The organism is Christiangramia sediminicola, assembly GCF_031344135.1.
Lineage (GTDB): Bacteria > Bacteroidota > Bacteroidia > Flavobacteriales > Flavobacteriaceae > Christiangramia > Christiangramia sediminicola.
This window is the reverse complement of sequence record NZ_JAVJIU010000002.1, coordinates 501,980-516,002: the sequence shown is the minus strand read 5'-3', so window position 1 is coordinate 516,002 and position 14,023 is coordinate 501,980. Positions and strand designations below refer to the sequence as shown.

The 14,023-nt window shown below is 36.5% G+C and carries 8 protein-coding genes; 2 read left to right on the top strand and 6 right to left on the bottom strand.

Translation table 11 applies throughout. The annotated features are described in order from the left end of the window. Positions 1–73: 73 nt before the first annotated feature. Positions 74–700, bottom strand: a complete 627-nt coding sequence (locus RE431_RS06225; protein WP_309561104.1) for a DinB family protein — start codon at positions 698–700, stop codon at positions 74–76. Between the two features lie 48 nt (positions 701–748). Further along, positions 749–1,111: a nuclear transport factor 2 family protein gene (locus tag RE431_RS06220; RefSeq protein WP_309561103.1), complete on the bottom strand. Its 363-nt coding sequence runs from the start codon at positions 1,109–1,111 to the stop codon at positions 749–751. 318 nt (positions 1,112–1,429) lie between these two features. Between RE431_RS06220 and upp the strand changes: the two genes are divergently transcribed. After that, positions 1,430–2,089: a uracil phosphoribosyltransferase gene (gene upp, locus RE431_RS06215; RefSeq protein ID WP_309561102.1), complete on the top strand. Its 660-nt coding sequence runs from the start codon at positions 1,430–1,432 to the stop codon at positions 2,087–2,089. On the opposite strand, the gene tamL is transcribed toward upp, so the two are convergent. Beyond that, a complete protein-coding gene (tamL, locus tag RE431_RS06210; RefSeq protein ID WP_309561101.1) occupies positions 2,086–4,425 on the bottom strand; it encodes a translocation and assembly module lipoprotein TamL in 2,340 nt (779 codons plus the stop codon). The two genes, upp and tamL, sit on opposite strands and share 4 nt — an antisense overlap. Beyond that, positions 4,415–9,418: a translocation/assembly module TamB domain-containing protein gene (locus RE431_RS06205; RefSeq protein ID WP_309561100.1), complete on the bottom strand. Its 5,004-nt coding sequence runs from the start codon at positions 9,416–9,418 to the stop codon at positions 4,415–4,417. Before RE431_RS06205 ends, tamL begins: the two co-directional genes overlap by 11 nt. A 431-nt stretch (positions 9,419–9,849) precedes the next feature. Between RE431_RS06205 and RE431_RS06200 the strand changes: the two genes are divergently transcribed. After that, positions 9,850–10,695: an OmpA/MotB family protein gene (locus tag RE431_RS06200; RefSeq protein ID WP_309561099.1), complete on the top strand. Its 846-nt coding sequence runs from the start codon at positions 9,850–9,852 to the stop codon at positions 10,693–10,695. Positions 10,696–10,775: 80 nt separating this feature from the next. On the opposite strand, the gene RE431_RS06195 is transcribed toward RE431_RS06200, so the two are convergent. Both RE431_RS06195 and gndA read right to left on the bottom strand, forming a co-directional pair. Then, positions 10,776–12,122 (bottom strand): GntP family permease, encoded by a 1,347-nt coding sequence (locus RE431_RS06195; RefSeq protein ID WP_309561098.1) that lies wholly within the window; start codon positions 12,120–12,122, stop codon positions 10,776–10,778. Positions 12,123–12,125: 3 nt separating this feature from the next. Beyond that, the gene (gndA, locus tag RE431_RS06190; protein ID WP_309561097.1) at positions 12,126–14,021 is read right to left on the bottom strand and encodes an NADP-dependent phosphogluconate dehydrogenase; all 1,896 of its coding nucleotides are present in this window, start codon (positions 14,019–14,021) and stop codon (positions 12,126–12,128) included. Positions 14,022–14,023 lie beyond the last annotated feature (2 nt).

The following is a 14,023-nucleotide window of genomic DNA, read 5'->3' as shown; positions in this document are numbered from 1 at the left end:
CGGATAAGGTCATTAAGGACTTATCCGCTTTTGCTATTCTATGATCTACGTTCTCTTTTTCCTTCAGATAAAATTATTCACCAGGAAAACCAGCACTAGCTTTTACTTCTTCGATCTGCGCAGTATGGCGCTCCGTATGTCCTGCCAGAAATAGGAGAGTTTGATAACCATCTACAGGACCAAATGGAAATTCCGTAATCATGATGCTACGCATATCTACATTTGAATCTTTTAACCAGTCGGTAATCTCTTCTCTCTGGTCTATAAAAGCTTTTATTGCTTCATCTGAAGTCATAAATTCTCCCGTAGGTTCAAACTGTCCCTGAGTTTTCATTTTCTGACTTCGATTGGTGATCAACTGCATTACCTCCTCATCTGTCATTGCAGCTTTAGCATCGGCTTTGGACGCATCGGCTCCCATATTACTTGATATTAAAGATTTCAATGAATTTTCAACAAGATTAATATGCTCTACGATCTCAGCTACAGACCAGCTCTCGGCATCAGGTTTATATTGCATTTGTTCTTCAGATAGATCTTGGGTACTATTTATTAACGCCTCTTCGGTTTCCTCCAGATATTCATAAATATCCTTTTCATTTTCACTTTTACAAATTGTGTCCGAATCTGCACGAATTGGATTTCCAATATAGATCGCTCCGAATAAAATAAAACTAAAAAATGTTGCTAATGTTTTCATATTTAATTAATTAAAGTTCTTATTTAAAGTTTTAAATCAAATCAATTTTTATGCTTTTTTAATCTGGGTAACATATGTTCTCAGCTCTTTTACTTTACCCTTATTACCCGAAAATATATAGATATCGCAAAAGGCATATTTCCTCTTTTTCCCTGGTTCAACTTGAAATTCTACCACACCTTCCACTATAGATCTTTCCTGATGAGATATCATTTCACTAACTGTAATCTGCATAGGTCCGCCATGTTTCATTCTATCCAGAGAGCTTTCAAATTCAGATCTTCCGGAAATGATCTTTTCTCCGACTATGATCCATCGAATATCATCTGTCACACTATCTGCCAGAAATTTAGTATTACAATCGGCAAAGGCTTCGTTAAGTTTTCTTAATAGTTTTTCTCTTCCCTCCATACCTGAATATTTTACGAAAATTGAACACTTTTAATTGTAGGTATCTGAAAGCTAATCTTTGATTAGCATTCCATTCATCATTTCACATAATGGGGCATTTAAATTGTGATTAGTCTAAATATAAACGACTGACCTTTTGTTTGTTACAATCTAAATTTACATCATTATTTTAAATAAAAAATATTTAATGATCTGAGCTTATGAACATTGCATCAAATCATCAGCCTATAGATTTGAATAGATCTGCTAGCATTTAGCTACGGTTTATGTTCTAATAGGAAAAGCTTAAATTTGAACTGAAATCATTAAAATATCAGCATGCAGGTTCAGGAAATTCTCAAAAATAATTCTATTGCAAACAGGTTTATTTCTCAATTAAGAGATACTGGCATTCAAACGGATAGAATGCGTTTCAGAAGGAATATTGAAAGGCTTGGAGAGATTATGGCTTATGAATTAAGTAAGGAACTTGAATATGAAAATAAAGAGGTTAATACACCTTTAGGAAAGTCTGAAGTTCCTATGCCGAAAAACGAGCTGGTGATCTGCTCGATCTTAAGGGCTGGTTTGCCTTTACACCAGGGAATCCTTAATTATTTTGATGATGCTGAGAATTCATTTATTTCAGCTTACAGACATCATCCAGATAATGATGAAAAATTTGAGATCCTGGTAGAATATCTTGCGTCCCCTTCTCTTGAAGGTAAAACCCTGATCCTGGCCGATCCTATGCTTGCTACAGGAAGATCTTTCAGCAATGTTTTAAATGCGTTGGGATCTATGGGAAAACCGGAAAAAATTCATCTTGTATCTGTAATAGGATCAGATGAAGGTGTGGAATATCTAAAATCTGAATTTCCAGAAAATTCAAAACTCTGGATCGCTACCATAGATCACGAACTTGATAAGAATGGATATATAGTTCCCGGACTGGGTGATGCCGGAGATCTATGCTTCGGAAATAAAATGCAGCATTAGAAAGGGTATCCAATAGCGAAATTAAAGACTGGGTTACCAAAATCATTTACCCATCTGTCTCCCATTGGTTTTCGTGGGTCATGCATGGGAAATGCGAGGTCAAACCTAATGACGAAGCTTTGAATATCTATTCTTAATCCAGCTCCTGCTCCTATTCCCAGTTCATTCAAAAAGTCTGAATCAAATTTCCCTGTTCCATCGCTATTTGCATTGGTAGTTTCCGGGTTTGCTTTAGAGGTCCAGACGTTCCCTGCATCTATGAAGAATGCACCATTCAAATAAGTGACAATAGGAAATCTGTATTCTGCATTGGCTTCAAACCTAATATTTCCTGTCTGATCCCTGAATCCTATATTAACAGGATCATCTTCAGGATTATCAGGATCTACAGGGTCATCTTCAATTAAATTGTCTTCAGCAGGATTATAAGTTCCTGGGCCAAGAGATCTTGTTCTAAAAGCTCTTACACTGTAAGGCCCGCCAGAAAAATACTGTTTACTAAATGGCAGCACATCAGAATTGCCATAAGGATGTCCATAACCCGCAAATAAACGGGTCGCGATTACCTGCTGCTTGCCTAATCTCAAATGATAACGAATATCCATATCCAGCTTAGCATATTGCGCATATTCCAATCCAAGAACTTCCTTATTACCATCTTCAGCTTCCTTGCCGAATAAGCTCATAGTATTCCCCGCCATGTCAAAATTAGTATTCAAAAAGAACGCATGCCTTTTACTGGTGTCTATCAATCCATTATAAATGAAAGAATAAGTTAAACCAGCAATAAATTCCTGGTCGAAACTACTTTCCAGAAATGGGTTTTCATCCAGGGTGGCCTGAAATTCTGGAGTAACATTACTTAAGCTTACATAGTTTAAACTTATCGGGTTAAACTCATGCGTTACATACCTATTTGCATTCCAGTAATAACCAAATGAGGCATTTAACGAGGTAAGCGTAAACAACTGACTTCTTCTCAAATAATCACCGCCAAGACTGATTTTCGTTTTTGGAATATCATACTTAAAGAAATTCTTGCTGAATTTTACCGGAAATAAAAGCCGCGGAATAATAAGATCATTCGTTAATCCCAATTGCAGTGAATTTCTTCCAGGTAAGTTTCCTGTCCCCTGCTGAAACTCATAACCTAGATTGGCTGAAATATTCAGACTTTCTCCACCTTTAAAAAGATTCCTGTTCAAAAATGATAAGGCGAGATGTGGCCCGGTAAAGCTGTTTGACTTAGTCACTGCCTGCAATTCCGCCCTGATAGCACGTTTTTTAAGTGGAGATAAATAGATGTTAGCTTCCAAAAGACCTAGATCGTCTCCGGCAAGAGTATCAATTTCATCATACCTTATATTCACAAATTTATAGGAACCTATAGAACCTAGTCTCCTGCTGGTGTTTCTTGATTTTTCAGGATCGTAATAATCTCCGGTTTCAATTAATAAATATGGATCCAGATATTCTGGTTTAAAGAAAAGCTCATCCTGAAAATAGTTCTTATCCTTAAATCGCTTGTAATTTTTGGTCACAGAATCTTCATCAACGTTGTAATTCACATAAACATTCACGTTCGAGATCTGGTAAGGAATCACAGATTTAGAAGGAACATCCTTTTTCAGTCTTAGAAATAGATCAAATTTCTTTTGATCATATTGATTGGTATCAGATTCGAAAATCAGGAATCCAGGGTTGAAATTATAATATCCTTTCTTTTTAAGATCAATATCTATACGCTCCCTTTCAAGCTTTAATTTTGGCAAGTCAAATCGCATACCATTTTCCAGGATGGTTTCATCGAGATCTTTCTGAATATCCTTGTAAACCAGCATGGAATCTGTATCCAGCTGATAAGTTTCCATAGTGTAGGGAGTCGGAACAGTAAGCGTGTATGAAGTTGAGGCTGTTTTATTCTTTTCATCTTTCTCAGAATCTGAACTAACCCGGCTATAAAAGAAACCTCTATTTTCGAGTCGGTTTAGAAGTAGATCTTCAGTATTCGTTAGATCCACATCTGATAAATAAACCGGTTCCTCTCCTATTTTCTTATTTAGAAATTTATTGATGAATCCAGGTTTTTCACGCTGAGCTTTGTAATGGTAATACAGTCCAGGACGTGCTCCCAGAAATTCTGTATTGGGTTTTGGTCGCAGAACACTTTCTAATTCAGCTTTTAGTTGCGGTCGATCTTTGATCGTAGTATCAGATTCAATTTTTATCTCTGCGCCTGTATAAAGAAACTCTTCTTCAGGAATGAACTTTTCAACGCTACAAGCCTGAAATAAAAGTATCAGAATAACTATTATGCTTATATCTCTAATTCTCATCTGTCGTAGATTCTTCTTTTTTCGATGTATCAGCCTCCTTATTTTTCACGCTCTCCATCACGGCCTTTTCAAACATATCCTGGAACTTATTGAATTCTTTGGTAAAGATCAGTGCAATACCACTTACCACCAATTGACCGTCGATCACATTTTCATACTGATTTTTACTAAAACCTTTCAATCTCCATACACCATTTTCATCCAAAAGGTACGAGATACTCACATTACCAATCATAGGGCTAGCTTCCTGGCCTTGCTGATTCCCTCCCTGGATATCAACTTCGCTACCTACTTCCACGATCAAACGATCTTCTAAAAAGGCTTTCTGAGCGCTAATTCCAAGCTGTGTGCGTTCTTCCGGGTTAGCTCCCTGATAGTCTGTAAAGCTGTCTACATTAAAATTCAGCTGGACTCCGCTCTCTCCTAGAATCTTATTGGAAAGCATATTCAGTTGGTCTGAAAGCGCAGAATTAAGGTTGTCCCTGGCCACTGCAAGAGTCCCTCCACTACTCCCGTCACTACCAGACTCAGGGAAAAATCTATTCAGTACTAATAATGAGAAAACCTGTTTATTCAATTCCTGTTCCTGGTTATTAAGCTGCTGAACCCTTCCAAATATTTCTCCACCGGCAACACCCTGCTCTTCTTCAGGCAAATCAAGGCCAAAGGAAATTTTGGGTTCCATTAGATCACCATCTACATTTAGATATACCAGGAATGGAAGTTCCTGCATATATCGTTGTTGCTGGCCAGCGCTTAATCCGGAAGTTTGAGAAGCCATAAGCGAAGAGGCAGAAGTTTCAACCTTATAAATAGCACGAACATCCAGTTGTGCATCAAAAGGATCTCCAGCCCATGAAACACGACTTCCATCTGCGATTTCAAATCTTCTTTTTACAAGGTTATAGAGGCTCATTTCATAGAAACCGTCATTGATCTCGTAAATTCCTGTAAGCGCTGTACGCCCATTAGGATACATATTAAAAATAAGGTCTCCTTCTCCTTCAACCTGGAATTTATCTCCGGTTTCAGGATTAATGATCACATTAAAGGTCGCCCCTTCATTTACAGATATTCTTGAAAATATATCATATCCGGAAACCACGTAAGATTCTTCCTGAGTTTGGGATAGTATATCATCTGGATTTTCCTTGTTCACAAAGATCACGATCCCATCTCTTTCCTTTATCTGAAGTTCGGTTTCTGGAACCACATAGGTGAAATTGGTGCTTTCTTTAATGTCCATATTCATGTTCACCTTAGGCAGGTTGAGATCTCCGTTGATCTGTGCATCTACATCTACCACAGCACTACCATAAAAAAGGTCATTATCCTCTTCGGTAGAATTAAGAAGTTTGAAGTTTTTTGCCTGAACGTCCAGATCGAATCCAGGATTTAAAAGATCTACCGTCGTTACTTTTCCATCTACTACGATCGAATTATTATTCGCATCATTGATGTTGAATCGCTCAAAATAGATCGCATCATTATCAAGTCGAAGCTGTTCTTCAGGTAAGATAAAATCTGCATTTAACATTGCAATATTGAACTTCGCATTGTTGAAATCCAGGTTACCTTCATACTCCGGTTCCAGAAGAGTTCCATTCACTTTAAAATTTCCGGAGAACGTACCGCTACCGTTTCTAATTTCACCCTGAGAGAAACCTTCCAGAGCTGTCATTTTAACTTCGTTAAGATCAAGATTCATGTTTAGGATGGCAGAAGGATCTGCAGCTTCGTAGGAACCGGTGAGGTCAAGATCTACTTCACCGCCTTTTACAGCCATTTCAAAATCATAGTTACTAAAACCGCTGGAATTACCTTTCAAGCTTAATGTATTCAAATCAACATTCATCACTTTGAACTGATTAACAGCCATATCTGCCAAAATACCTGTCTCTCCAAAAGGTTCTTCATAAACGATATTACCATTTAGCTGCCCAGTTGCCAGTTGATCTTCCGGATTCAAATAATTAAGAAATGCCGCTAACTTGAAGTTTTTAAAATCAAGGCTTAAATGCTCTTTTTCAACATTTGGCTTATTGTTGCTCAAGATCATTTCCTGATCATTTCTGAATAAGCGGAAGTTATCAAAGCTTAGATACTCGGTTGCGTAGCTTAATTGATTAGAATTATCAATATTCCATGAATTCTTATTCAGAATAAGATCCTGAGGATCTACATGAAATTTTAAAGTATCACCCTGGAAATTAAGTTCAGATTTCACGTGAACCAATTGCTCTTCTTCGTAGGTAGATGAAAAGTCAAGATTTAATTTTCTATTTAGAACATCACCTTCTAATACAGTTCTCTTGATAGCCAACGGTCCTGCATTTAAAGCATTAAAGGCGAGACTAAAATTAAGATCTGAGGGATCTGATCTCATATCCACCTTCAGGCTGTCTATTTCGCTGCTGTAAAAATTAATGAATGGGACCGAAATAGAAGCATCAAGTTCACGTTCGTTCTCCCTGAAATCTACAACTACGTCTACGGTATCCAGTTCTTCAAGATTCACCAGGAAAACTTCATTTAGAATAGGCGCCTGGCTGATCTTCGCATTCAATTTTAGATTTACCGGACTAACGATTGAATCTTCCTGGTAGTTTTCAGTAATATATCTTTTGAAATGCCTGTTGATAGCTTCAGAAAATGCCACCGGGCTTGCATTAGATTGAAGATCAAGATCTAACATCCTGTTCTGGATCTTCACCGAAGTGGTGTCTTCCCGAACATACGCTGCAGCATCAAAACTACCTAGCAAGTAGGTCTTATTGTTATAAACCGCTACTCCATCAATTATTTCAGCCTGAAGTTCGTAATCTTTGCCATTCCCTTCATACCAACCTTCCAGCGTAAAACCGGTTTTTATATCCTTTTGAGTAATACCTAGCGCTCCCAGATTGGCGCCATCCATATACAGATTAAAGTCGAATCTTGGAGAAACCGAATCAAGTTTTATGGTAGTTTGAGCTTCCATATCCAGGTTTTCATCCTGGTAAATCAGATTAACCGGGCCTTGACCATTCTCAAGCTCTCCATTTATATCAATATTTCTGAATTCATATTCCTTATATGTAAATGAACTAATCTGAGATTCCAGACTTGCATTCAGGTCATTCACAGAACTACCGCTTCCGGAAGCTTTTAAATTCAACTGAATATCTCCTAAAGCATCATTTTGTAATAGGCTTCCTAGCGCAATACTATCTCCCTGAATTTCTGCATCAAAAACGATCTTATCACCCATATTGAAATCTCCGTCGATTTTCAAGGTTCCATCGGAAGTTACAAGTGTAGAATTGGTTCTGATTTCAGAAGTATTTCCGGCAAACCTCCCTGTGATAGATAATTCTTCCGGAAGTTTTAAACCAAGATCCTCCTCTTTTACAAACTTTAGCATATCACTTCTTCTAGATCTCATTCTAACATTTGGAAGATCAAAGGCTAGCCTCTCGGGATCCTGAAGATTTACAATTCTACCATTCCCTGTAATTTGTGTCCTACTCCAATTTAGATTTAGAGAATTAAGGCTAATATTATCAAGTTTTCCGTTGGCGCTCAGACTACCTCTAATAGGTGAGTCATCTAATGATTGCATATAAGGATCTTGTCTTAAGGCGGGTTGGAATCTGTATATATCTCTTATATTGAGATATACATTATTAAGATTCAAGTTTAGATTAGCCTTACCAGGTTCTTTCATAAAATCATTTAGACTGGTATAAGTCAGCTCCATATTTCCTGAAAGGCTATTGGCATTAACCGCAACATCCAGATCTGAAAATTTCATATTCTCGTTAGTAACTGTCGCCTGGATATTGAATTTATTTACTTCTATACCTGAACCTTCCTTAAATTCCAGCTTCTGAATTCCTGCATCTGCAAGTCCTTCTTTATAATTTATATTTTCAGCAATAAATACAAGGCTATCTAATTTTACAGCATTCGGATTGAAAGATCCTTTTTTCACTACTGCAGAATTTACGGTATATAGAAATGAATTATTATCTAAATTAATATCTGCAATCTGAACATTCCATTGAGGCCATTCAAAACCAGAATTTGTTTCTGGAGTGCTTTCAACCTGTTCTGCCTTCTGCTGCATCTTTAAACTAATATCTGAATCTGAAAGTTGAATTAGATCACTTGCAATCTGGTTAGATTTCAAGTCAAATTTTGAATTTTCAAGGTTCAGCGAAGAAATACGAAAATCTGTATCCAAAGAATCAGGTACTGATCTATAAAAACCATTAATAGTAGTAAGCTTTATATTTTCAATATCCAGAACCGGCATTGGAGCAGGCTCTTCATCACTTTCAGGAAACGCTTTGGTTTGCTCATATTGAATTTGGGCATTGGCAAGAATAGCATTGTTTACCTGGAAGACCATATTCTCAAGATCTGTTTCCGTAAATTCAAGTTTTAGATCATCAAATCTTATTCTCGTATCTATTCCCGATACATCATCCTTATACAATAGATCAATCTTTTTCAGATCTATATCTCCAATAGAAATATTCATTGGAGCGGCAGTTGTATCTGTTGGTGTCGTGGTTTGGGTTGTATCGCTGGCAAAGGAATTCATCAGGAATTCGTAATTGAATCCTTCAATAGAATCTTTTCTAATGATCCTTGCCTTCAAATTCGTTGCGTCAAGTCCGTTAAGACTGAAACTATTTCCTTTTATCAAAGGCCAAATTGGAATATTGGCTGAAATGCTTTCAGAATAAACAATCGTATCGCCAGCAGGATCTTCTATATAAAGCTTATCAACTTGAATATCACCATTGAACTGGATAAACAGCTTTTCTAGTTCTATTTTAGCGCCAGTATCCTTTTCTATAGAAGAGATAAATTTGTCTTTAATAATATTCTGACCCCACGGACTCCTTACAAACAAAATGAGCAGAATCAAAAAAATGAGAATGCCGAGGAATACCTTTCCTATGATTTTAAAAATTTTAAAGAATTTCCTTCTGGCTTCTGTCAATGAGTAGATTTTAAAGAATTTCAAAGTTATCGTTTAGACACTATACTGCGAAACTAGGTTTTCCTAATTTCTAATAAACTTGTGTTAAATTCAGCTATAACCAGGTTTATATAATGCCTTTCAATCATTGGATCACGTATAAAACTGTGGAGAAATTATACACACTTTTTAACATTTTCCACATTTTTATTAGAATCTCCACAAATTAGAAATAGATAGAAATTTGAGCAACTGAATATTAGTAAAACTAATTGCATAAAATTGCAAAGCCTTTATTTTCAGTATATAAAAGATATTTTTGATCTGTAATTTTATTGAAGAATACATGCCCCTTGGAAGTAAATCGATTGTGTTGGCACTATTATCGCCCTAACTGAAGTGATTAGTCAAACTAAATAATCAAACTAATTTAAAATTAAAAAATCCGATTTATGAAAAGAGTAATAACTGTAACCGCTTTAGCAGCCACTATGCTAACATCATGTGTTTCTAAGAAAAAATATGTTGCACTTGAAGGTGAGTTGAACGATACTAAAAGTACACTTCAGAAAACACGTGTTGAAAAAGAAGAAATTGAACAAAAGTATGCACGTATAGAAGAAAGAGTTGCAGACTATAATGCAAAGATCAATTCTCTTAGAACAGAAAATGAGGGAATGATGGAAATGAATGACCTTACGGTTATGTCTAAGAACACTAAGGAGAAAATGAAGAGCACGATCGCTAAAATAGATCCTGAAAAGGTGAAAGGAGCGAAAACACTTGAAGATTCTATTAATCTTGCTGTTTCTTACAACCTAAAGCAAAACATTTCTGAAGATGCAGATTCTGAAGATATTGACATTAGCGTTGATGAAACTGTAGTAATGATCAATGTTTCAGATAAACTTTTATTTGGAAGCGGAAGTTACAGAGTTACTAAAGAAGCTCAACCATTATTGAAAAAACTTGCTGAAGTGATCAATAGTGAGCCAGCTATGGAAGTAATGATCGAAGGTCATACTGATGATAGAACTATGGTTAAAGAATCTTACCTAAAAGATAACTGGGACCTTAGTGTTAGAAGAGCTACATCTATTGTAAGATTATTACAGGATAAATATAATGTTGAGCCATCTAAACTGATTGCTGCCGGTAGAAGCAGTTACCAACCATTAGTTGAAAATACTAATAAAGATAATATGGCTAAAAACCGTAGAACAAGAATTGTAATTATTCCTAATCTGGATAAATTCTTTGCAATGCTTGAAGGTGATGCAGCTGTAGCTAAGAACTAAATTTACCCCACATATATTTTAAAAAAGGAAGGCTTTAAGCTTTCCTTTTTTTGTTTATAGTTTTATCAAGTAGAGTTATTTTATATCAGAAAGTAAAATATAGAACTAATCAATAACCCCATTATAGCAATAATCCCTGTCATGAGTGTCCAGGACTTGAAAGTTTGTTTTTCGGAAAGACCAAGATATTTTCCAACCAGCCAGAATCCACTGTCATTTACATGAGAGAAGCCAGAAGCACCTGCGGCAATCGCTATAACTATTAAAGCGATTTCTGGTGAAGATAACTCAGCTGAAGTTAATATCGGAGCGGTTATTCCTGCAGCCGTGATCATAGCTACAGTAGCCGATCCCTGAAGCAATCTAACAATTAAAGCTATTGTGAAACCGAATAATAACGGATTAAAAAAAGTGCCTTGTAGTGATTCTGCGATCATTTCACCAGCACCAGTAGTTATAAGAATTTGTTTAAAAGCTCCGCCGGCACCAGTTAATAAGATAATTATTCCGGCTGCTTCAAAAGACTTTACGGCTGTCTTATTAAGAAACTGTTTTCCCGCTCCCCTTTTAATTCCTATAAAATACCAGGCAAGCAGATTGGCAATGATCAGGGCAGTAAAGGGATGTCCTAATAAGTTAATCCAGTAAAGGACAGGTTCTGAAATATAATTATCGGGTATTAAAGGACTACTTAATACCGTATTGATCACAATAAGTACTATAGGAACACATATGATTGCTAATATAAGCCAGGGAGATGGCAAATCATTTTCATTATAAACGTGAGACTCTGCGAAAGATGGAGGTTCAATTTTCATCCTTTTAGAAAGAAACTTTGCCAATATTGGTCCGCTAATAATTGCAACAGGAATCCCTGTAAATATTCCAAATAGTATTACCCATCCAAGATCTGCTCCAAGAATGTCTGCCACTGCTATAGGACCCGGTGTTGGCGGAATGAAAGCGTGAGTGATTGTAAGACCGGCGAGTAAAGGCATGGCATATAATACCAGTGATTTTCCAGTTTTTTTACTAAGAGCATAAGTGATTGGGACTAATATGATAAATGCAACATCAAAAAATACCGGAATTGCGACTAAAAAACCGGTTAGCATCATAGCCCAGGGAGAACGCTTCTCTCCTGTTTTATTAAGTAAATATCTGGCGAGACTGTTCGCACCACCAGATTGCTCCAGAATACCTCCAAATAATGCTCCCAGACCAACTACGGTAGCTACAAAACCTAAGGTTCCACCCATACCTTCCTGCATGGTACTTAAAATTTCAGAAGCTGGTAATCCGGCAAAAATACCAACAAGAATGCAAACTATAAGCAATGCAAGAAAAGCCTGAATTTTAAGTTTTAGTATGAGAAATAATAGAATTGCAATTCCGCCAAGTACTGCTAATAGAATTTGAAGATCCATAAGTTATTCTGGTTTCCAATTCGAATGAAAATACTCTCCTTCGGGTTTATCAGTCCGCTGATAAGTGTGAGCGCCAAAATAATCTCTTTGGGCCTGGATAAGGTTTGCTGATGTAAATTCTCTGGTAAAACTTAGGAAATAATTCAATGCTGAAGAGCTGGCCTGCATAGGGCATCCATATGCTAAAATGGCTGGGATAACCCGGTTGAATGTTTCCTGTCTCTCATTTAACATAAGCGCTACGGAAGGATTTAATAATAGATGATTATTAGTCTCAGGATTTAAAACATCAGCCAAATCCTCCATAAAAGTAGATCTTATAATACATCCGTTTGTCCAGATCCTTGCGATTTCAGATAAATTTAAATTCCAGCCATACTCGGTAGAAGTTTTCCTTAGCAATTCCATACCAGTACTATGGTTTATAATGGAAGCAGATCTAAATGATTTATAAAGATCATCACTAGATATTTCCTGATCATCTTTACTGTTTACTTTATAAATTTTCTGTATTTCCTTTTTTTGAGGTTTAAAAACAGAAATATTCCTGGCAAAAACTGAAGCTGTTATTGTATCAAGCGAGACACCTTCTTCTAATGCTGCAATTGTTGTCCAGCCACCAGTACCCTTTTGACCAGCGATATCTAAAACCTTATCCAGTAAATATTCTTCACCTTCCTTTTTAATTAGAATGTGCGCCGTAATTTCAAGGAGAAAGCTTTTTTCCAACTGGTTCCATTCCGTAAATATTTCAGAAATTTCATGTGGTGTACGATTCTGGAAATATCTCATGAAGTAATAGAATTCAGCTATAAGCTGCATTTCTCCATACTCAATACCATTATGTACCATTTTCACGAAATGGCCCGAACTTCCTGGTCCAATATAGTTGCAACATGCTTTTCCCTGTAGATCTTTTGCCGCTATTTCACCAAGTATATCTCTAACCATCTTATAACCATAAAGGGAACCTCCAGGCATTATAGAAGGACCATTTAGGGCGCCTTCCTCCCCTCCGGAAACACCAACGCCTAAAAAATGTATACCTAATTCGTTTAATCTTTTAAGTCTTCGCTCAGTATCTTTATAATGGGAATTGCCGCCATCCATGATTAAATCACCCTGATCCAATAGAGGAATCAATTTTTCAATTATACCATCAATAGGCTCACCGGCTTTGATCATCATAAGGATTTTTCTGGGAGAGCTTAAATTTGAAACGAATGTCTTAAGCTCGTCAAATCCCTGAAGATTTGAAATATTTGAGTGCTCGTTTATAAATTTTCGAGCAATATTTTTATTCGATTCATCTTCTAAAGGATCATAAACTGAAACTGAAATGTTTTTTCCAGCCAGGTTTAAAGCAAGGCTCTTTCCCATCACTCCCAGACCGATTATTCCAATTTCAGGGATTGATATTTTTGCAATAATTTCTTTTAATGATTCTTCGGGAGAATTTTCAACCTTTATATGAATACCATAGTCAGGCGGTTCAAGAGTGTCATATTGTGATTTTAAAAGATCTGGATCGAAAAAATGTAATTTTCTTTTCTTGATCCTATCAGCAATGATGCTGAAATCTTCATAAAGAAATACCCATTCCAAGTCTCCCTTTGCCTCAATCGCGAGTTGTTCCCGATATTTTTCTTTTAAAGCAGAGCAAGCCAGAACACCTCCTTCTGAATTCTGCCATTTCGGAATTTTAGATTGTAATTTTCCAAGCCATTCTTCCCTATCTAAGTCGTTTAGTGGAATTCCATTCTGCATTTTCTCCTTATTAGATAAAGAGTGAAAATCGTCGGCATCATAAAACGGGATAGAGAGTTTTTCAGCTAACATAAGCCCAAGCGTTGTTTTACCTACGCCAGAAACTCCCATTAAAACATAAACCCTGCTCAAAA